The following is an 18,082-nucleotide window of genomic DNA, read 5'->3' as shown; positions in this document are numbered from 1 at the left end:
TATGGACTCCCATAAGCGCATTTGGGGAGATGATTGAGCTATGGCCGAACGCCGCCTTTTCGAGGACATCGCCGATGAAATCCGGCGTCTGATTCTGGATGGAAGCTATCCGCCCGGAACGCGTCTGCCCGGCGAACGCGAACTGTCCGAGCGGTTCGAGGTCAGCCGCGTGACGATCCGCGAAGCGGAAATTGCGCTGCAGGCGACGGGGTGGATCCACATCCGCACCGGCGCGGGCGCTTATGTCGAGGCGGTCCTTCCCGGGGACAATGCGATCCTGCCCAAGGTCAGTGCATTCGAGCTGACCGAAGCGCGCTCGCTGTTCGAAGCCGAGGCGGCGGCGCTGGCCGCGCCGACGATCTCTGCTGACACGCTCGAAAAGCTCGAAGGCCTGCTCACCGCCATGGCCGACGACGCCGCTAGCGAGGACGACATCAGCGCGATCGACCGTGAGTTCCACATGACGATCGCCGCGGCGTCGAACAACAAGGCGATCATCCATGTGATCGAAAGCCTGTGGCGGATGCGCATGGAATTGCCCGAGGTGCGCACCAGCCATTCGATGGTCTGCCGCAAGGACGGCAGCGCGCGGCAGGCCGAACATGCCGATGTCGTCGCGGCGTTGCGCAAGCGCGATGCAGCGGGCGCCCGGCTTGCGATGCGGCGGCACTTCAACCGCCTGCTCGAATCGATGCTCGACGAGACCGAAGAACGGGCGATGGTCGAACTGCGCCGCCAGTCGGCCGAAAGCCGCCAACGCTATCTGCTGAGTGCAAAACTGGCCTGATGTCGAAGATTTCGCCTCCACGGTCCGCGCCTGACCCGGTTGCTGCATTGCTCGATGCCCGCCTGTCGGGCCATGCGCTGCCTGCCTTTCCCGCGCCGGTGCCGACGACGCTCGCCGAAGCTTATGCGATACAACGGCGTCTGATCGCCGCGCTCGATGCGCCGGTACTCGGCTGGAAGGTTGGGCGCATTCCGCCGCCGCTGATCGCGGCGCTGGGCGCCGAGCGGGTCGCCGGGCCGGTGTTGCGTATCGCCGAACTCGACGGCGTGGTTGCGGGCGATGCGGCGATCTTCCGAGGCGGTGCGGGCGCGATTGAGGCCGAAGTGATGCTCCGTCTGCGGGCCGTGCCCGACGGACGGGTAACCGGGAGCGACGATGGCGCTGCATGGATTGACGACGTTCGCGCGGGTTTCGAGATTGCAAGCTCCCCAGCACCCGACGTGCACGATCATGCCCCCTATGGCATCATTGCCGACATCGGGATCAACAACGGCCTGCTGCTCGGCCCATCGCTCGATTTCGCCGATTTCCAGACGCTCACGGTCGAAACGCAAGTCGAGCGTGTGACGGTGGGGACGGGGCGCGCGATCGACGTGCTTGACGGACCCTGGGGTTCGCTCAATTTCCTCGTGGATCTCCATCGTCGCGGCGTGATCGAACTAAAGCCCGGGCAATGGATTTCGGCGGGCGCGATCACCGGGGTGCACCCCATCGTCATCGGCCAGACGGCAACCGCCCGTTTCGGTGCGGCCACCGATATCGCCTGCATCGCCGTCACGGAAACCGGATTTCGCAAATGATCAAAGCGCCCGCGTCCATCGCCTGTTTCGGCGAGATCGTCATGCGCGTCTCTGTGCCGCACGGCGAGCTTCCGCTGCAATCGGCGCGGTTCGAAGCGCATGCTGGCGGTGCCGAGGCGAATGTTGCCGTCGCGCTTGCCGCGCTCGGCCGCAAAACGGCGATGATCAGCGCCGTACCCGAAGGACCGATCGGCGACGGTGTCCTTGGTGAACTGCGTCGTCACGGCGTCGACGTTGCGTCAGTGCTTCGCCCTGCGGGCCGTATGGGGCTCTATTATTACCTTCCCGGCGGCCCGATGCGGCCCCCCGAAGTCGTTTATGATCGTGCGGGATCGGCTTTCGCCGAGGCCGGACCAGCGGACTGGAACTGGGATCGTCTGCTCGGCGACGCTGGCTGGCTGCATGTGTCGGGCGTGACCCCCGCGCTTGGGCCGCGGAGTGCCGAAGCGGTGCTCGAAGCCGTGACACGCGCGCGGGCAGGGGGGATCGGCGTGTCGTTCGACGGCAACTGGCGCGGTCGCCTTTGGGAGCGCTGGCAGCGCGATCCCGCGGCAATATTGAAACCGATCGTCGCGCAAGCGACGCTATTGTTCGGCAATCACCGTGACGCGGGGTTACTCCTCGGACAGGAATTTTCGGGTGAAGGTCCGGATCGGCGGCGTGAGGCGGCGCTGGCGCTGCTTGATCGCTTCCCCTCGCTCGAATATATCGCATCGACAGCGCGCGAGATTGTCGGTCCGGACGTGCACCGGATCACGGCGCGTATCGATACCCGCGACGACAGCGGGGCAAGCGACCCGGTCGTCGTCGCGCCGGTGATCGACCGGGTCGGAACCGGCGATGCGTTCGCGGCCGGGGTTCTCGACGGCCTGTGGCAGGGGAAGGGGTTGGTGGACGCCGCGAGAAATGGCCTCGCGCTGTCGGTGCTCAAACATGGCATCCGCGGCGATTTTGCGCCATTTTCGCGACCTGTCGTCGACCGGCTATCGCATGTCGCACAGGATATTGCGCGCTGAAGACGGGTCGTGCGATCGTCTTGGGAGGTCAGGCTCCAGGCCGAACCGGCATTTGCATCAGATTGACGAACGACATCACCACCACGTCGTCCTGATTGGTCACGGTCATCCGCATCGTGAGCACACCGCGGTCGGGCTTGCTCCGGGACGGGGCGATGTCGATCACTTCGCGCACAATGTGCAGGACGTCGCCGGGGCGCACCGCGAGGCGCCACTGCAGATCGTCGATCTTGAGCCCGAGCAGGGGCGTGTCGCCGAAGGGCGCGTTTTCCACGAAATCGCGCATCACGACCGACGCAACATGCCAGCCGCTGGCGATGATACCACCAAAACGGCCGTCCGCAGCCGTCTCCGGATCGATGTGCATTGGTTGGGGATCATATTCGCGTGCGAACCGGATGATGTCAGCCTCGGTCATCTTGATCGGACCACCATGCCATTGCTGGCCGATTTGCAGATCGTCGAGAAAGAGGGACTTGGACATGAAAGTCTCCATTGGTCGTCGTGCGCTTGCATCGGAAGGAAGATAGCCTCGCGCCGAATCGTGGACAGGCGGGCGGCGTCCGGCTTTCACAATCGCCATTTCGCGCTGGATCATCGCGCGTCAACACCAACTCGTCGCGATCGCGATTGCCCGGCACGGCATCGCGACATACGAACCTGTCCAAAGGGGAGCGCGTGAGTCGCGCAAAGAAACTCCATCGGTCGCTTGTTCAACCGCGCGGAATGCGTGCAGGAGATGCGACGTGGAAACTGGTCTTCTTTGGATGGAACGGCAACTGACGGACCGGGAACAGCAGATTTTGGAGCTGGTCTCGGTCGGGCAGTCGGCGAAGGAAATCGCCCTTGAAATCGACATCGCCCCGCGGACGGTCGAGCGGCACATCGAGAATGTCCGGCTAAAGCTGAGCGCCCGTAACCGGGCCCATCTCATTACCAAGGCCGCCGTTATGGGCCTGCTGACGATAGCGCCACGCCCGCAGCCTCGGCAGGTTAGCTTTTGCTAACAGAAATTGGCGGACGGATAGGCCGCCAGCGGTCGTAAAAGTGTGGCTGCCGGTTGTCCTTACGCGCCGTGGTAGCGACCCAACGCGTCTTCGAAATCGTCGAGCGATCCCAGATTGTCTCGTGCCGGTTTGCCCGGGGCCATCGGAAAGACGGCGTCGATTCGGCTTCTCAAGGTTTCATCGAAGTTGGATTGCCGCGAAACGCGCTCACGCTTTCCTACGGTCAGCTCGGTGCAAATGGCATCCTTGATGCGATCCAGTCCTTCGACACTCAAAACACCCGCATTCAGCAGCTCTTCGCACAGCTGAATCAAACCGACCGCCGTGGCATGTGCGCGAAGCCCTATAAGCTCCAGCGTATCATGGCGCGTACGTGCCGCGGTATCGCCGCGGGGCGGAGTAATCGTCGACATCCCATCTCCATATTTTGACCCGGCCTATTCTTCGGCCATTGCTGCCAGCATGCCCTCGCGCTTGGCAGGCGGCAAGGGGTGCATGCAGCGCCCTGGGCCGGCGAACATATCGGGAGGCGCGCTGTGCCTGGAAAATGCGCTGATCAGAGGCTAGGTCGGAGATGAATTCACCTGACAAATGACCGCCCAAACTCGAAGCGCAAGGGAAGGTAAAAGAGGGGATTGAATTTTTCTGATACAGAAAATTGATTTTTATCAATAATTTAAGTTATACTTTTGTGAAGTTGGGAAGCGATGGCTACCTCGTTAGCACCGGGATAGTAACGCGATAGACCAGCAGCCGGTTGTCATTATCGATGTCGGCGTCGCATGGCTGGCCCGACATGGTGCAGCGCCGTGCGGTGAAATCATTGTCATTGCCGACGAGCAGGAAGTAATCGGCTGGGTGATCGGGTTCGAGCACCGACACAATGTCCATCGCTTCCCATTTTTCCGACAGGGCATCTGTGCCCAGACCCAAGTGGGCAAGCTGTGAGGGATTCAGCATGTTGACCAGTTCGGCCCATTCGGCGGGGATGATCCCCGGTTGCAATGCGGTGGCTGCTCGATCGTGCAATAGCGACACGGTGCCCACTTCATACTCCGTCCCGGCAAGGTTTGTCGCGTTCTTCAGGTCGACGAGCAGGATGCTCTTATAGACCACGGGGTGCTTGTTGTCCGCGCCCAAGCCTGCACCATCGCGGGACAGCATCAGGAATCGGTGATCGTCGAGTGCAAGGATCTCGCTTTGCGCTGCGGTTCGGTCAGCGGCGTCGCCTTTGCCATCGGCGGCATAGGCGGGCAGTTGGACGACATGATGCGCCTTGGGCTGGGCGGGGGTCGGGTTGCGGCCGACGTCATAGGCCAGCACGCGCGTGTTGATGCGGCCCGCGGCATTGCCGGTTGCGCTGTCCTGGATCAGCGCACTTTGCATCATAACGAACAGCGTGAGGCCATCGGGCGACAGTGACAGGCCTTCGGCGCCCTGATTATTGCGGCGACCTGTTACGGGCGATGTCAGGGAACCGAAATGCGGGTGCCCGTCGCGGCGCGGAGCGATAGCGGGGGGAGGCTGAATAATCCCGCGCAAGTGGCCGCGCCGATCGAAATAATAGACGTTCGCGGTATATTCGTCGCCAATGTAGAAACTGCCGTCGCGCGTGAATTGCAGTGACTCCGCGTCCAGCGAAACCTTGCCGTTACCGACACCGCTCTCCGGTGCGGGAAGACTTATGCCGCGCTGCTTTATCGTGCCGGCCCCCGGATCTGCGCCGGTGAAAGGCCGACCACGAAAGTCTGCAAGCTTCAGTCCCCCAAAGGGCGTGATGGCGACCTTTCCGTCGGCGGGTGTGAAGCGCAGGCGAAATCGATGCAGGCGCGCAGGGTAATCGAAAAAGAGGTTTGCGTCGGGATCGTTGCGACCCCGGTCGGGCAAAGTCCAGAGGATCGCTTCATAGCCCGCGCCGACGCGCTTCCAGCTTCCGGGCGCGATCTTCAGTGAAGAAAAGGAACCCAGCGTGTCGCCAAGGAAATCGGTAGTGCCGGCTGGCAACGTGCCAGTGCCGACCAGCCCCTTATTGATATAGGTTCGACTGTTCAGCGAAATGCTGCGCGTATCAACAGATGTTTCGATATTAGGCCGCGTGATCGGCTCCCCCCCGGCAGCGATGCCGGGGAGGAGCTCCATCAGGATGAGCGCGATCGCGCGTATCCGTTTAGAAGCCAAAGCTGAGCGATCCGAAGACCTGACGCGGCGCCGAGGCATGGAACACGACAAGATTGCCCGGTGCGTCGTCGGGTGCGAACACGCTGCTGTCGAAGTTCGCAGCATAACGCTTGTTCGTCAGGTTCGTGACGTTCAGCGACAGCTTCGCGCCCTTGACCGGACCCATGTCGCCGAACGAATAGCCGAGGCCGAAGTCGAAGGTCGTATAGCCCTTGAAGCTCTGGTCGTTGGTGTAGGTGTAATAGCGGCGACCGGTATATTTGCCCATCAGCGACGCCGTCAGATTTCCTCCGGTCAGCGTCAGGACGCTCGAGAGCATTTCCTTCGGCGTATCCACCTGCTGTTTGCCCTTCGTCTGCTTTACGACGCAGGTCGCGCCGGTGCACCAGTCGAGATTCTCGTCATAGGTCGACTTATTGTATGACGCCGAATTGTACCAGTTCACCCAGGGCGCCGGCTTCCACAACACGCCCATTTCGACGCCGCGGCTGGTGATACCACCCGCGTTGTGAAAGCTGTTGCCGCAGCCGGGGTTCTGCTGCTGGTTCGTCGGGCAAGGGTTGTACTGCAGCAAACGGTCATTGAAATGCGTGTTATAAGCCGCCAGCGACACCTGCAGCGGCCCGCTGACATAACGATAGCCGCCTTCGAAGCTTTTGGAGGTTTCGGGTTTCAGATATTTGCCCTGAAGATCCCAGACGGCCTGTGACACCGATTGCGGTCCCAGTTTGAAGCCGCCCTGAAACATCGCCATATTCTCGGCGTAGCTCGCATAAAGCTCGTGGCCGGGTGCGACGTCCCAATGGACGCCGATCTCGGGCAGGAAATTATCCTTGGCGACGAGAACGCCGCTCGCAAACTGGCTGGACGCTGGCGGAGCCGCCTTCGCGATGCCGGGGATCGCGCGCGCGTCGGACTTTGAATAGGTGCTTTTGAACCCGAAATCGATCGTCAGCGCGTCGTCGAACAGCTTCATCGTGTCCTGAACATAAAATTGCCAGGTCTTCCAATGCGTTTCCTGCACCCACTGTGCGGTATCGGGCTGGCCTTTCAGATATTGCGCCAAGCTGAAGGGGCCTTTGACGTTGGTCCAGATATACCGCGCAGCGCTGCTGGTATTGTCTTCGAACCACATGCCTGCCTGCAGGTGATTGAAACCCGCTTCCCAGCTGAGGCTTGCCAGCGCGCCGGTGCGATCGATCGTATAGCGCGTATCGCGGATCTGGACGGGCACATCGTCGGACGTGTCCGCCGTGCCCTGTTTCGACCAGCCCATGATCCAGTTGTTTCCGGCGCCCTTGTTCTTGTGATGATAGCCCTGGACGCGCAGGCCAAGGCCTTGCGTGATGTCGAATTCGCCCGTCAGATAATAGAGATTGTCGTCGCGCAGGATCTGGCCGTTGGTGAAAGTTACGTCCGAACGTTTTTCGGGGGCGACCGAATCCTTGCATTTCGTCGGCGCGGTCGGACCGGTTACGGCGCAATAGGCGCGGTCGAGATAGGCCTGCCAATTCGGTGCATAGCCGCCCTGATCCCAGCCGAGGCGGTTCAGCATATCCTTCGAAATATAGGCGTCGCTCGCCTGGTTGGTGCGCGAGATATCGGCAAAGGCTGTGATCTTGCCGCCGCTGAATTCATACACCAGCTTGCCGTTGAACTGTCGGCCCGTCGATTTGTTGTAGGCGGCCTGATCGACGAACAGGTCATATTCGTGGATCTGGCCCGACACATAGGCCGAAAAGCCGCCATGTTCGCCGGTGTCGAAGCGCAGATAGGCACGCTTTGCACGTTCGCTGCCGACGCTTCCGTTGAAACGGATGCCCATGTCCTTGCGCGGATCGCTGGAGAAATAGGTTACGGCGCCGCCGAGGTTGCTCGTCGAGGGAATGGCGAGACCGGCGATCCCCGTCGCGAGTTCGGCGCGGCCTAGATTTTCCGAGATCAGCGCGCGGCTGATGCTGAGGCCGTTGTAATTATTATACGCGCCATCGCCGAGCGGCACGCCATCGAGCGTGTATCCGAGGTGCGTCGTGTTGAAGCCGCGTACCTGCAACGACAGCGATTTCTCATTGATGCCCAATGCGTCGATCGACTGCGCGCTCACACCCGGCAGGAAATTCAGCGCCTTTTGCGCGCTGGCTCCCGGGGGCAGCGTGTCCAGATTGGACGGCAGCAGGGTTGAGACCGAACGCGTCTGGCCGCTGCCAATCACGACGATTTCCCCGACATCGACATTGTCCCCATCGATATTATCGACGGGCGAAAGCTCCTGCGCGTTCGCATGCGACGCGTAGCTCAAACAGGCAATCGCCAATGCGAAAGCCGACACGGATTTCTGGAACATTCATACCCCCACAAAAGAAAAACGCCGCGATCCCTCGTTCGCGGCGCCGACCATCGTCTGGGGCGGGCCTATTCCATGCGTTGATGACGCTTTTGCTACGGCATTCGAATTTCAGGAAAAATGGGCAGCGGCGGCCAAGCCGCAGCGGCCAAATGGTCTTAACGTCTGGCTGATACGAATCTCGCTCATTGGCCAACGACCCCCAAATGGCCTGCCGATTGATCCTATGAGGAGGTTTCTGCGACGACCTTTTTCCGATGCTCCGCTTCTTTTGAGAGTCTGTTCGCCGGAGGGCCGGCCGGCATCCGCGATCTGCAAATGCCGGTCGAATTTATCCGCTCCGCCTAGCAGTTGCCCTTAACTCCATCAGCGCAGTCTGCAGCGGATTCAACGTCTTTTCCCGCGCCTTCGACTGTGTTGCAGGCGGGCAGGATCAATAACGATCCACTAATGGCGAAAATTGTCAGAAACTTTCTCATTCTCTCTCTCCAACCACAGGGCGAAGCGCCCTTGAGTTTCGATATTTCGACAACCGCAGTTCGCAGCGATTGTTCCGTTGCATCGGCGTCACGCTGGCCGAAGCGTTCGAAATGATCGCTAGGTTGGGGAGAATGGTCGGGTGTAGCGCTTTCGCAGCGATCCGGCGGATGGATCACCGCTATAAATGGCGTCGCACAAGCGGCCATTACGGTCCGCTATCGCGTCAACTTCTCGCTGTGCTTGCGGATCGTTTCGAACACCGTGTCCCGGGTCGGTTGCAAAACGTCCACTCCTACCAATTGCTCAACTTCCGCTCTGTCGAGGCCCAGCCAATCCTGTACGACCTCGACACTCTGCTCTCCGGCGAGCGGTGCTGGTTGCACGGGGGCAGGGGGCTTGCGCAGGAAAAGCGCGGCGTCGCTTTCCGAAGTCACCGGGTCGGGCAAGTAAGGATGACGATCGACCCGGAAGCTGCCGCGCTCGCGGTAATAGGCGAAATCGGGCAGATCGGCGACGCGCAGTACGGGCGCGGCGGCCAATCCTTCGGCTTGGAGGGCTCTCGCCGCACTCATCGCGTCGAGGCAGGCGACCCGGTCGGCGGTCGACGCCAGATCATGTTCATGCGCGACCGTCACGACGCACCATTCGTCGTCGCCTGCAGCGGGAACGATTGCGGTGACCGGTGCGCTGCTCTTTTCCGGCGTAAGGCATGCCGCAAATTGCGCGAGCATTACCTCGGCCTGCGAGACGCTGGCGCTGCCGCCGCGCCCCGTCCGTTCGCGGCGGACGAGCAGCGCCAGCGCACCGAGCGCGCTGATGCGTCCCGCGACATGGTCGGGATAGACCGTTACCGCATCGCTGAAGCTCTCGGGATCGTCCGCGTAACGCCACATCCGCGTCAGTCCGGTGGCCGCCCGCACGAGGGGGCCATAGCCGAGCCGCTTCGCCCACGGGCCGGTCGGGCCGAAGGCTGAACTGTCGGCCATCACGAGGCGTGGATTGATGGCAGCCAGCGTTGCCCCGTCGAGGCCGAGCGCATCGAGCGTGCCGGGCTTGAAGTTCGACAACAGCACGTCGGCCTTGCGCACCAGATCGAGGAACAGCGCGTGTCCGCCCTCGTGCCGCAGGTCGAGCCCAAGGCTGCGCTTGCTGCGGTGGCCGGCCGCAAAGCTGGCCGACAGACCATAGGGCAGATAGGATTGCCGCGATCCGTCGGGGAAAGCCGCGCTTTCGACTTTCACGACGTCCGCGCCGCCATCGGCGAACATCCGCCCCGCCTCGGCGCCGACGACAATGACGCCAAGGTCGAGAACCTTGAGGCCTTCGAAGGGAAGGGCGATTGCGGCGTCGCCCGGACGCGGGACGTCCGCGTCCGTCGCTCCGCCCACAGGGCCCATGCGCATGCCATCGATTGTCAGCACGCCGTTCGCGACTGTCGTGGTGGTGCCGTCGGCGAGGGGCAATTCGGTCAGCGCCTGACGCGCCGCGACCTGCTCGCTCGCTGCGAATTCGTCGAAGCTCAGCAGCGACGCGATCGGAACGCCGTGCGCCTGACCTTCGCCTTCGAGATCGGCGCGCGTGCGCGAGCGGAAGAAGTCCGCCAGCGCGTCCTGCAGTTCGGCCGATTGCTGGCGCGTGCTGATTTTCGTGAATTCGGGTCCGGCGAAAGCTTCGGGCTCTCCCATCCAGCGGAACATGCCCTGCCACTGACGTGATGCGAGGATGCAAATGCGAACCTGTCCGTCTGCGCAGCGAAAGATCGGATATTGTGTGCCCTTGGCCGGCCGGTCGCGCGAAAGCAGGTGGACCGGACGCCCCATCGTCGCGCTGCCATTGATGCCATAGCCCGGATCGAGCGCCGAAAAGTCGATAAGGTCGCCGCGCCCGGAACGGAGCGCCTTGTACCATGCGGCAAGCACGACATAGGCGCCTTGCGCGGCAGCGCATTGCCAGGCCAGTTCGCCGGGCGGAAGCAGCGGGGCGCGGCCGCGGATTCCAGATCGCGATAAGCTTCCCGATAGCGCGTGCAGCACGGCGTCGCTTGCCTGCCAGTCGCTGAAGCTGTTGCCGATGCCGAACGGGCTGACAAGCATTAGCACGAGCGCTGGATTCTCTGCCGCCAGCGCATGATAGTCGATGTTTGCCGATGGCGGCGCTACGATGATATGCGCGTCGCTCAGCTTGGCATCATCGACGGGCCCGGCATGGAGCGCTTTGCCGGCGTTAGCCGCTATGTCCGCGGTGGCGCCCGTTGCGGGAACGAACCGGTCGACGCGCGCTCCCAACTCGGCAAGATAGCGCGTAATCGGTGCGAGCGGTCCATCGACCAGATCGACGACGCGAAGCCCCGACAATGGGCGTCCGGCGCTCATCCCAGGTTGCGGGGAAATTGCGGCAAGCTGGCCGGTATTTCGACCCACGGCAAGGCGGTCGCGGTCCAGACATGGATAGCCGGCACGAACCGAGTTGGGTCGTCGGCGGTTCCCGCCTTGACGATCGCGACCTTGGGCGACGCCGCCGACAGCGAGCGGATCGGCGACCCGCATGTCGCGCAAAATTGCCGGAGCACCGGCTGGCCGCTTTCGGTGTCATGGTCCTCATGGGTCGTGAGGTCGCCCGTCAGCTTCATCGCATCGGCGGCGACCACGACATTGACCGAAAAGGCGCTGCCGGACTGGCGGCGACAATTGGCGCAATGGCAGACCGCGACCGTGATCGGATTATCGCTCAACCGGTAGCGTACCGCGCCGCAATTGCACCCGCCTTCGATCTTGTTCATTCCGCTCTCCCTTGGCATCTTTCCTGTTGCTCTTTTATCTAATGACATTAGTTTATGGAAACGACAACAGTCAATCGGTCGGTACGATATCGATCGCAAGAGGTGGAGAGGCAGATGAGCAACACTTTCACAATGACGATCGACGGCCACGCGGCGGTCTCCGGGGCAACGATCGATGTTCGCAACCCGGCAACGGGCGAGGTGTTCGCGGTTGCGCCAGACGCTTCCGCTGCCGATCTCGACTCCGCTTTAGCCGCTGCGACACGCGCTTTCCCCGCTTGGCGCGACACACCGATCGCCGAGCGCAAGGCCGCGCTTGCCAAGGCGGCCGACGCGATCGAAGCGCATGCCGATGAACTTGCCGCGCTGTTCGTGAAGGAGCAGGGGCGCCCGCTCCCCGGCGCGAAGATGGAAATCCTGGGCGCGGCGATGTGGATGAAGGCGACGACGATGCTCGACATTCCCGTCGATGTCACCGAGGACAGCGACACCCGCCGGATCGAGGTGCATCACGTCCCTCTGGGCGTCGTATGCGGGATCGTGCCGTGGAACTTCCCGGTGCTGCTCGCCTCGTGGAAGATCGGCCCCGCGCTGATGGCGGGCAACACGCTGGTGCTCAAACCCTCACCCTTTACGCCGCTCTGCACGCTCAGGATCGGCGAACTGATCCGCGACGCCTTTCCCGCGGGGGTCATCAACATCATCAGCGGCGGTGACGCGCTCGGCCCGTTGATGACCGCGCATCCGGGCTTCGCAAAGATCAGCTTCACCGGATCCACCGCGACCGGTCGCCGCGTAATGGAATCGGCGGCGAAGGATTTGAAGCGCATCACGCTCGAACTCGGCGGCAACGACGCCGCGATCGTGCTGCCCGATGTCGATGTCGACGCGGTCGCGGCGCAATTGTTCGAGGGCGCGTTCCACAATACCGCGCAAGTCTGTGTTGCGACCAAGCGGCTCTATATCCACGCTGACATCTATGATCGTCTGCGCGACCGGCTGCACCAGCTTGCAAAGGAATTGCCCGTCGGCGACGGGGCGGAGCAGGGCAATCGCTACGGCCCGATCCAGAACGAACCCCAATATCGCCGCGTTCTCGCGCTGCTCGACGATGCGCGCGCTAACGGGCTGACCCTGCTCGAAGGTGGTGCTGTGCCCGATCGCGGCTATTTCGTGCCGCTGACGCTTGTCGACAATCCGCCTGAGGACAGCCGTGTCGTGGTGGAAGAGGCGTTCGGCCCGGTGCTGCCGCTGCTTAAATTCACCGATATCGACGATGTCGTCGCCCGTGCGAACGACAGCGACTATGGCCTTGCGGGTGCGGTGTGGTCGGCCGATGTCGCCGCGGCGACCGCGATCGCGCACCGGCTCGACACCGGCACCGTCTGGATCAACCAGAATCTCCAGTCGACGCCCTTCACGCCGCTTGCCGGCGCCAAGCAGTCGGGTTTCGGGCAGGAGAATGGTGTGCCGGGTCTGCTCGAATTCACCCGCCCCAAGGCGATCTTCATTCCGAAGGCGGCTTGATCCGATGCAGCTTCGCCCCGAAGACGAAGCGTTCCGTGAAGAGGTCCGCGCCTTCTTCGCGGCCGAGCTGACCCCCGAGCTGCGCTGCGCCGGCAAGCTGATGACCTCGGTCTACGCCGACCATGCGTCGCAAATGGCCTGGCAGGCAAAGCTCCATGCGAAAGGCTGGGCGGCGCCCGCATGGCCGGTGGAGCATGGCGGCTGCGACTGGAGCGTGGTGCAGCACCATATCTTTGCGAGCGAACGCGTCCGCGCGGGCGCGCCCCCGGTGTCGCCGATGGGGATCAAGATGTGCGGCCCCGCGATCATCGGCTTCGGGACCGAAGAGCAAAAGGCGTTCTTTTTGCCGCGGATGCTGAACGGCGAGCATTTCTGGTGTCAGGGCTATTCGGAGCCCGGCGCGGGGTCGGACCTCGCGGCGCTGCAGATGAAGGCGGTACGCGACGGCGATGATTTCGTCTGCACCGGGACCAAGATCTGGACCACGCACGCCAATGTCGCAAACTGGATCTTCTGCCTCGTCCGCACGACGAAGACCGACCGCAAGCAGCAGGGAATTACCTTCCTGCTGATCGACATGACCTCGCCGGGGATCGAGGTGCGTCCGATCATCATGGCGTCGGGCGAGCATATCCAGAACCAGATTTTCTTCGACAATGTCCGCGTTCCGGTCGCCAACATACTGGGCGAAATCGACAATGGCTGGACGGTCGCCAAATATCTGCTCGAATTCGAACGCGGCGGCAGCGCCTATGCGCCCGAGATCGAGGTCGCGCTTGATGAACTGGCGCAGCAGGTCGCGGCGCGACCCGTCGGGCCGGCACGCATGCTGCTCGACGTGCGGATAGCGGAGGCGCGCATTCGCTGCGACATTCTCGGCCGGCTTGAGAGTGACATCTTGACCCGTCTCTCTGCTGGCGCGCCGACCGGCGCCGATGCGTCGATGATGAAGATACTCGGCACCGAATTGAACCAGCGCGTGACCGAACTCGCGCTCGATGCTGCGGGGGCGTTCGCGCGCGCGTTCCAGCCCGGCGTAGCTATGCCGGGCGGGCCGATCCCCGGCCATGACCTCGATGATTATTGCAGCGGCGAAGTGTGGCAGGCGATCGCGCCGCTCCACTATCTCAACGAACGTGCGAGCAGCATCTATGCGGGGACGAACGAGATCCAGCGCGGAATATTGGCGAAGGCGGAACTGCGGATTTAGGCGAGCGCCATATAGCGCGCGAGATGCTCGTCGCGGGTGCCGAACTCGCTCTCGATCACCGTCAGTCGCTTGAACAGCGCTGACACCGGCAGCTCTGCAGTCATTCCCATGCCGCCATGCAATTGCACGGCGTTCTGCCCGACGAAGCGGCCAGCGTCGGCAATCGTAACCTTTGCGGCGCTGATCGCCTTCGACCGTCCGGCCGGATCGAGATCGAGCGCATCGGCCGCCAGCGCTGCCGCGGCGGCGGCACGTCGCGCCTCGATATGCATATCGACCAGCCGGTGCTGCACGACCTGAAAGTCCGAAATCGCTTTCCCGAACTGCTCGCGCTGCACGCAATAGTCCCGGGTGTCGGCGACGAGCCGGGTCATGATCGCGGCGGCTTCGGCTACGATGGCGGCTGCGCCGAGATCGAGAGTTTCGGCAATATCGTCCGGTTCGACGTTTAGCCGCGCCTCGTTCGGCACGGTCACGTCGTCGAGCAAAAGGTCGGCGGCGCGGCGGCCGTCGATCGTCGGATAGGCCTTCATTGCCAGCGCATCGCGTGCGATCAGGAAGGCGGCGGGGCCATCGTCGGTTGTCGCCGTCACGATCGCGGCCTCGGCCTCGGCCGCGCCGATGGCGAGCAACTTGCCGCCCGAAAGCCGCCAGCCCGCAGTGTCGATTGCGGCGCGCGCGGGCTCGCGGTCGTCGACCGTCGCCAGCGCGATTTTCGCCTCGCCCGCCGCGATACGCGGCAGCCAGTGCGCCGCCGCGTCGCCGCCGGCGCGGTCAAGCAACACGCCGGCGAGCAGCACGCATTCGAGGTAGGGCAGGGCGATCGCCCGCGAACCGAGCACTTCTAGCACCGCAAAGCCTTCGTGCGGCGGCAGGCCGAGTCCGCCATGCGCTTCGGCGAAGGGCAAGCCGAGTACGCCCGCACCGGCCAACGCCTGCCAGCCGTCGTCGCCCGACTTCAGCCGGTCGAACCGCGCGGCAAGGGCGTCCTTCAAATCCATCTCAATCCACCTTTGCTTTCGGCGCGTCGCGAAGGATGATGTCGGCGGCACGCCACGCCATCGCCATCGTCGGCCCGTTGGTGTTGCCCGACGGTATCACCGGCATCACCGATGTGTCGATGACGCGGAGGCCTTGGGTTCCGCGGACACGGAGCGCCGGATCGACGACCGACTCTTCGTCCTTGCCCATCCGGCAACTGCCGACGGCATGATAGCCGCAGGTGCCGAAGCGGTCGTAAGCTTCCATGATTTCCGCATCGCTGTCGAATGTCGGCCCCGGCAGCGTCTCTTCGGAAATCATCGCCGCGAGCGGCGCCTGTTTCGCATAGTCGCGCATCACGCGCACAGCGCCGACCATCGCGGCCCGGTCCTCTTCGGTCGCGCGGTAATTGGGCTTGAAGCTGGCCGCGACATCGGGATCGCGCGTCGCGATATGGATGCTGCCGCGCGAGGTCGGGCGCAGCGGATAGAGTACCGCGTTCATACCGGGATGCTTTTCGAGCTGGGTGCGCTGCGTCGCCATGTCGAAGCTGAACGGTGCGATCAGCATCTGCGCGTCGGGGCGGTTCAGTCCTGGCCGCGTCTTGAACCAGCCGCCGATTTCATAGGCCGCCGCCGACATCGGGCCGTCGCCGGTGAGGTAATATTTGACCGTCGCTAGCAGCAGGCGCCAGCCGCCGAAGACGCGGTTCTGCGACAGCGCCGCCTTGGTCAGCTTCCACTGCATGATGATACCGCGATGCTCGATCAGCCCTTCGCCGACCTGCGCATTGTGATGCACCAGCGGGATGTCCAGGGCGGCAAGCCGGTCCCGGTCGCCGATTCCCGACCGTTCGAGGATCGCAGGGCTCGCCATCGCGCCGCCGCTGACGATGACTTCATGCGCTGCGTCGATTGTTTCGCGCTGACCGTTGTGAATGACTTCGACCCCGACCGCGCGCGTCCCGTCGAAGATTACGCGGTCGACCGTACGGTCGGTCAATATGGTGAGGTTGGGGCGTTTCTCGGCCGGGCGCAGGAACGCCTGTGCCGCGCTCTGGCGTTTGCCCTTGAAGATGGTGCGCGGGGCATAGCCGATCGCGACCTGATCGTCGGGCGCATTGATGTCGGGCTTGTTCGTCCAGCCCATCGCTTCGCCTGCCGCGACCTGTGCGTCCGAGATAGGCAGGCGCTGCGTCGGCATCGAAATCTTCATCGGACCCGCGTCGCCGCGTGTCTCGGCACCGCCAAGCTCGTGATTCTCGAACGCGCGATACGCCGCCCCGATATGCATCCAGCTCCAGTCGTCGCTCGACTGTTCGGCGATCGCATCGAAATCGGCGGGCTGGCCGCGGACATACATCATCCCGTTTACCGAGGACGATCCGCCGAGCACGCGCCCGCGGACCCACGCTTCGGACTGGCCCGCAGTCGATGCCTCGGGCTCGCTCATATGGACCCACAGATGCTTCGGGTCCTGCATCACCTTTGCGAGCCCCTTGGGCATCGAGATGAAGGGATGGCGGTCACGCGGCCCCGCCTCGATCAGCGCGACTCTGATCGCCGGATTCTCCGACAGGCGATAGGCGAGAACGCATCCCGCTGCCCCGGCGCCGCAGATGATATAGTCGAAGCGCATCCTCATCGTCCCTCGATTCCGGCCGCTTTTGCGACACTCTCATCCTCTCCATAAAAAACTATTGTCATTAGGTAAAGGGTGGAATAGGCTAAGCCCAACGATAAGGAGAGGATCTGCAAATGAGCGACGTTGCAGAAGTGGCACGCCCCGCGCGCAAGGTCACGACGCTGGCACAACTGACGCCGAGCCAGATCGAGGCGATCCGCAAGATTCCCGCCGAAAAGGACGCTGTCGTCGTGCCGTTCGGTGCAACCCGACCCAATGCGATCTTCACGGGACAAGAGCGCTTCGACCTCGAACAGGACAGAATCTTTCGCCGCTATCCGGTGCCGGTGACCGTCTCGGCACTGCTCGAACCCGGCAACATCATGGCGAATGACAGCTACGGCTTTCCGATGCTCGTCTCGCGCACCCGCGACGGCACGATCAAGGCGTTCGTCAACGCGTGCCAGCATAAGGGATCGAAGCTGCTCGAAGATTGCGCGGTCCACAAACAGGGCCGCGTGACCTGTCCCTACCATGCCTGGACCTATGGCATCGACGGCAAGCTGATCGGCGTGTCGCGCAGCGAAGCCTTCCAGGATTTCGACAAGAGCCAGCGCGGCCTTGCCGAACTCGAAGCGCGCGAATGGGGCGGCATCGTCTATGTTCAGCTTAATCGCAATATTCCCGCAGACTGGTCGAACCTGTCGCAGCAGGTCGCCGACGATTTCACCGCGATCGGTATCCCTTCGGCGTATGTCTATGGCCGCAAGACCTTTGACCTCAAGGCGAACTGGAAGGTCGTGCTCGAACCGTTTCTGGAGGGCTATCATGTCCAGCGGCTCCATGCCGCGTCGATAGGCGACAAATTCCAGGACGCACCGAACATCGTCGACATGTTCGGCCCGAACATCCGACAGGTGTCCGGTCGCATCGGCTATGTCCCCGAAATGCTCGACGAGGACCCGGCGGCGAACGTCCACAAGCTGGTGACGCACGCCTATACGGCGTTCCCCAACTGCGTCGTGGTGACGAGTCAATATTATACCAGCGTCATGCTGCTGATGCCGCGTGGCCCCGATCGGACGACAGTCGAATATTTCATGCTGACCCCCGAGGCGGCCTCGACCCCGAAGGCAGAGGAAGTATTCGCGCGCTCATATGAACTCATTCTCAGTGTCTTCGGCGGCGAGGATTTTCGCGCTGCCGAGATCAGTCAACAAGGCCTCAACGCGGGCGTTCCCGAAGAGACCGTCTACTGCGGACTCGAGACGAATATCGTGCGCTATTATGAAGCGATCGAAGCGCTTCTGTGATGATTGAACCGGCGGCAGACCGGATGGAGAGGGACTG

At 62.8% G+C, this 18,082-nt stretch carries 15 protein-coding genes; 7 read left to right on the top strand and 8 right to left on the bottom strand.

The genetic code is table 11. The features are described 5' to 3' along the window. Positions 1-40: 40 nt before the first annotated feature. From BLW56_RS16715 to BLW56_RS16705, 3 genes are read left to right on the top strand one after another with little or no spacing between them, the layout of a single operon-like run. Entirely contained in the window at positions 41-787 is a 747-nt protein-coding gene (locus BLW56_RS16715; RefSeq protein ID WP_093511844.1) for a FadR/GntR family transcriptional regulator, read from the top strand. Beyond that, the gene (locus BLW56_RS16710) at positions 787-1,587 is read left to right on the top strand and encodes a 2-keto-4-pentenoate hydratase (protein ID WP_143043498.1); all 801 of its coding nucleotides are present in this window, start codon (positions 787-789) and stop codon (positions 1,585-1,587) included. Before BLW56_RS16715 ends, BLW56_RS16710 begins: the two co-directional genes overlap by 1 nt. Next, positions 1,584-2,603 carry a sugar kinase gene (locus tag BLW56_RS16705; protein WP_093511840.1) on the top strand — a complete coding sequence of 340 codons (1,020 nt, stop codon included), beginning with the start codon at positions 1,584-1,586 and terminating at the stop codon, positions 2,601-2,603. The genes BLW56_RS16710 and BLW56_RS16705 overlap by 4 nt, the downstream gene beginning before the upstream one ends. 28 nt (positions 2,604-2,631) lie before the next feature. Here BLW56_RS16705 and BLW56_RS16700 read toward each other — a convergent pair whose 3' ends face one another. Beyond that, a complete protein-coding gene (locus BLW56_RS16700; protein WP_218140541.1) occupies positions 2,632-3,201 on the bottom strand; it encodes a MaoC family dehydratase in 570 nt (189 codons plus the stop codon). On the opposite strand from BLW56_RS16700, the gene BLW56_RS16695 reads away from it, so the two are divergent. Further along, on the top strand, positions 3,179-3,610 hold the full coding sequence (locus tag BLW56_RS16695) for a response regulator transcription factor (RefSeq protein WP_371262256.1): 432 nt from the start codon (positions 3,179-3,181) through the stop codon (positions 3,608-3,610). The genes BLW56_RS16700 and BLW56_RS16695 overlap by 23 nt on opposite strands. 59 nt (positions 3,611-3,669) lie before the next feature. Here BLW56_RS16695 and BLW56_RS16690 read toward each other — a convergent pair whose 3' ends face one another. The 5 genes from BLW56_RS16690 to BLW56_RS16670 all read right to left on the bottom strand — a co-directional run bounded on the left by BLW56_RS16690 (position 3,670) and on the right by BLW56_RS16670 (position 11,391). Continuing rightward, a complete protein-coding gene (locus BLW56_RS16690; RefSeq protein ID WP_093511837.1) occupies positions 3,670-4,023 on the bottom strand; it encodes a hypothetical protein in 354 nt (117 codons plus the stop codon). A gap of 298 nt (positions 4,024-4,321) precedes the next feature. Next, positions 4,322-5,893 (bottom strand): esterase-like activity of phytase family protein, encoded by a 1,572-nt coding sequence (locus tag BLW56_RS16685; protein WP_256203585.1) that lies wholly within the window; start codon positions 5,891-5,893, stop codon positions 4,322-4,324. Continuing rightward, the gene (locus BLW56_RS16680) at positions 5,778-8,132 is read right to left on the bottom strand and encodes a TonB-dependent receptor (protein WP_093511835.1); all 2,355 of its coding nucleotides are present in this window, start codon (positions 8,130-8,132) and stop codon (positions 5,778-5,780) included. The genes BLW56_RS16685 and BLW56_RS16680 overlap by 116 nt, the downstream gene beginning before the upstream one ends. 695 nt (positions 8,133-8,827) lie before the next feature. Next, complete coding sequence (locus tag BLW56_RS16675) at positions 8,828-10,984, bottom strand: CaiB/BaiF CoA-transferase family protein (RefSeq protein WP_093511834.1); 2,157 nt, start codon at positions 10,982-10,984, stop codon at positions 8,828-8,830. Continuing rightward, positions 10,981-11,391: a GFA family protein gene (locus BLW56_RS16670; protein WP_093511833.1), complete on the bottom strand. Its 411-nt coding sequence runs from the start codon at positions 11,389-11,391 to the stop codon at positions 10,981-10,983. Before BLW56_RS16670 ends, BLW56_RS16675 begins: the two co-directional genes overlap by 4 nt. A 114-nt stretch (positions 11,392-11,505) precedes the next feature. On the opposite strand from BLW56_RS16670, the gene BLW56_RS16665 reads away from it, so the two are divergent. Both BLW56_RS16665 and BLW56_RS16660 read left to right on the top strand, forming a co-directional pair. Then, positions 11,506-12,918 (top strand): aldehyde dehydrogenase family protein, encoded by a 1,413-nt coding sequence (locus tag BLW56_RS16665; RefSeq protein WP_093511832.1) that lies wholly within the window; start codon positions 11,506-11,508, stop codon positions 12,916-12,918. Positions 12,919-12,922: 4 nt separating this feature from the next. Further along, positions 12,923-14,128 (top strand): acyl-CoA dehydrogenase family protein, encoded by a 1,206-nt coding sequence (locus BLW56_RS16660; protein ID WP_093511831.1) that lies wholly within the window; start codon positions 12,923-12,925, stop codon positions 14,126-14,128. On the opposite strand, the gene BLW56_RS16655 is transcribed toward BLW56_RS16660, so the two are convergent. Together BLW56_RS16655 and BLW56_RS16650 are read right to left on the bottom strand one after the other, a co-directional pair. Beyond that, positions 14,125-15,129, bottom strand: coding sequence for an acyl-CoA dehydrogenase family protein (locus BLW56_RS16655; RefSeq protein WP_093511830.1), 1,005 nt, complete (start codon positions 15,127-15,129; stop codon positions 14,125-14,127). The two genes, BLW56_RS16660 and BLW56_RS16655, sit on opposite strands and share 4 nt — an antisense overlap. A gap of 1 nt (position 15,130) precedes the next feature. After that, positions 15,131-16,753 (bottom strand): GMC family oxidoreductase, encoded by a 1,623-nt coding sequence (locus BLW56_RS16650; RefSeq protein WP_093511829.1) that lies wholly within the window; start codon positions 16,751-16,753, stop codon positions 15,131-15,133. A gap of 113 nt (positions 16,754-16,866) precedes the next feature. Between BLW56_RS16650 and BLW56_RS16645 the strand changes: the two genes are divergently transcribed. Continuing rightward, positions 16,867-18,045, top strand: coding sequence for an aromatic ring-hydroxylating oxygenase subunit alpha (locus BLW56_RS16645; protein WP_093511828.1), 1,179 nt, complete (start codon positions 16,867-16,869; stop codon positions 18,043-18,045). The last annotated feature ends 37 nt before the right edge of the window (positions 18,046-18,082 follow it).

Origin of the sequence: Sphingopyxis sp. YR583 (assembly GCF_900108295.1) — a bacterium.
Taxonomy (GTDB): domain Bacteria; phylum Pseudomonadota; class Alphaproteobacteria; order Sphingomonadales; family Sphingomonadaceae; genus Sphingopyxis.
Note: the sequence above shows the minus strand (reverse complement) of the source record. Positions and strands in the feature narration are given on the sequence as shown.

Excerpts from the sequence above, each read along its gene's own strand:
- BLW56_RS16700 (WP_218140541.1), bottom strand. The coding sequence starts at position 3,201 with ATGATCCAGCGCGAAATGGCGATTGTGAAAGCCGGACGCCGCCCGCCT.
- BLW56_RS16655 (WP_093511830.1), bottom strand. The coding sequence starts at position 15,129 with ATGGATTTGAAGGACGCCCTTGCCGCGCGGTTCGACCGGCTGAAGTCG.
- BLW56_RS16660 (WP_093511831.1), top strand. The coding sequence starts at position 12,923 with ATGCAGCTTCGCCCCGAAGACGAAGCGTTCCGTGAAGAGGTCCGCGCC.
- BLW56_RS16675 (WP_093511834.1), bottom strand. The coding sequence starts at position 10,984 with ATGAGCGCCGGACGCCCATTGTCGGGGCTTCGCGTCGTCGATCTGGTC.
- BLW56_RS16705 (WP_093511840.1), top strand. The coding sequence starts at position 1,584 with ATGATCAAAGCGCCCGCGTCCATCGCCTGTTTCGGCGAGATCGTCATG.
- BLW56_RS16645 (WP_093511828.1), top strand. The coding sequence starts at position 16,867 with ATGAGCGACGTTGCAGAAGTGGCACGCCCCGCGCGCAAGGTCACGACG.
- BLW56_RS16710 (WP_143043498.1), top strand. The coding sequence starts at position 787 with ATGTCGAAGATTTCGCCTCCACGGTCCGCGCCTGACCCGGTTGCTGCA.
- BLW56_RS16685 (WP_256203585.1), bottom strand. The coding sequence starts at position 5,893 with ATGCTGCGAACTTCGACAGCAGCGTGTTCGCACCCGACGACGCACCGG.
- BLW56_RS16690 (WP_093511837.1), bottom strand. The coding sequence starts at position 4,023 with ATGTCGACGATTACTCCGCCCCGCGGCGATACCGCGGCACGTACGCGC.
- BLW56_RS16665 (WP_093511832.1), top strand. The coding sequence starts at position 11,506 with ATGAGCAACACTTTCACAATGACGATCGACGGCCACGCGGCGGTCTCC.
- BLW56_RS16670 (WP_093511833.1), bottom strand. The coding sequence starts at position 11,391 with ATGAACAAGATCGAAGGCGGGTGCAATTGCGGCGCGGTACGCTACCGG.
- BLW56_RS16650 (WP_093511829.1), bottom strand. The coding sequence starts at position 16,753 with ATGAGGATGCGCTTCGACTATATCATCTGCGGCGCCGGGGCAGCGGGA.
- BLW56_RS16680 (WP_093511835.1), bottom strand. The coding sequence starts at position 8,132 with ATGTTCCAGAAATCCGTGTCGGCTTTCGCATTGGCGATTGCCTGTTTG.
- BLW56_RS16715 (WP_093511844.1), top strand. The coding sequence starts at position 41 with ATGGCCGAACGCCGCCTTTTCGAGGACATCGCCGATGAAATCCGGCGT.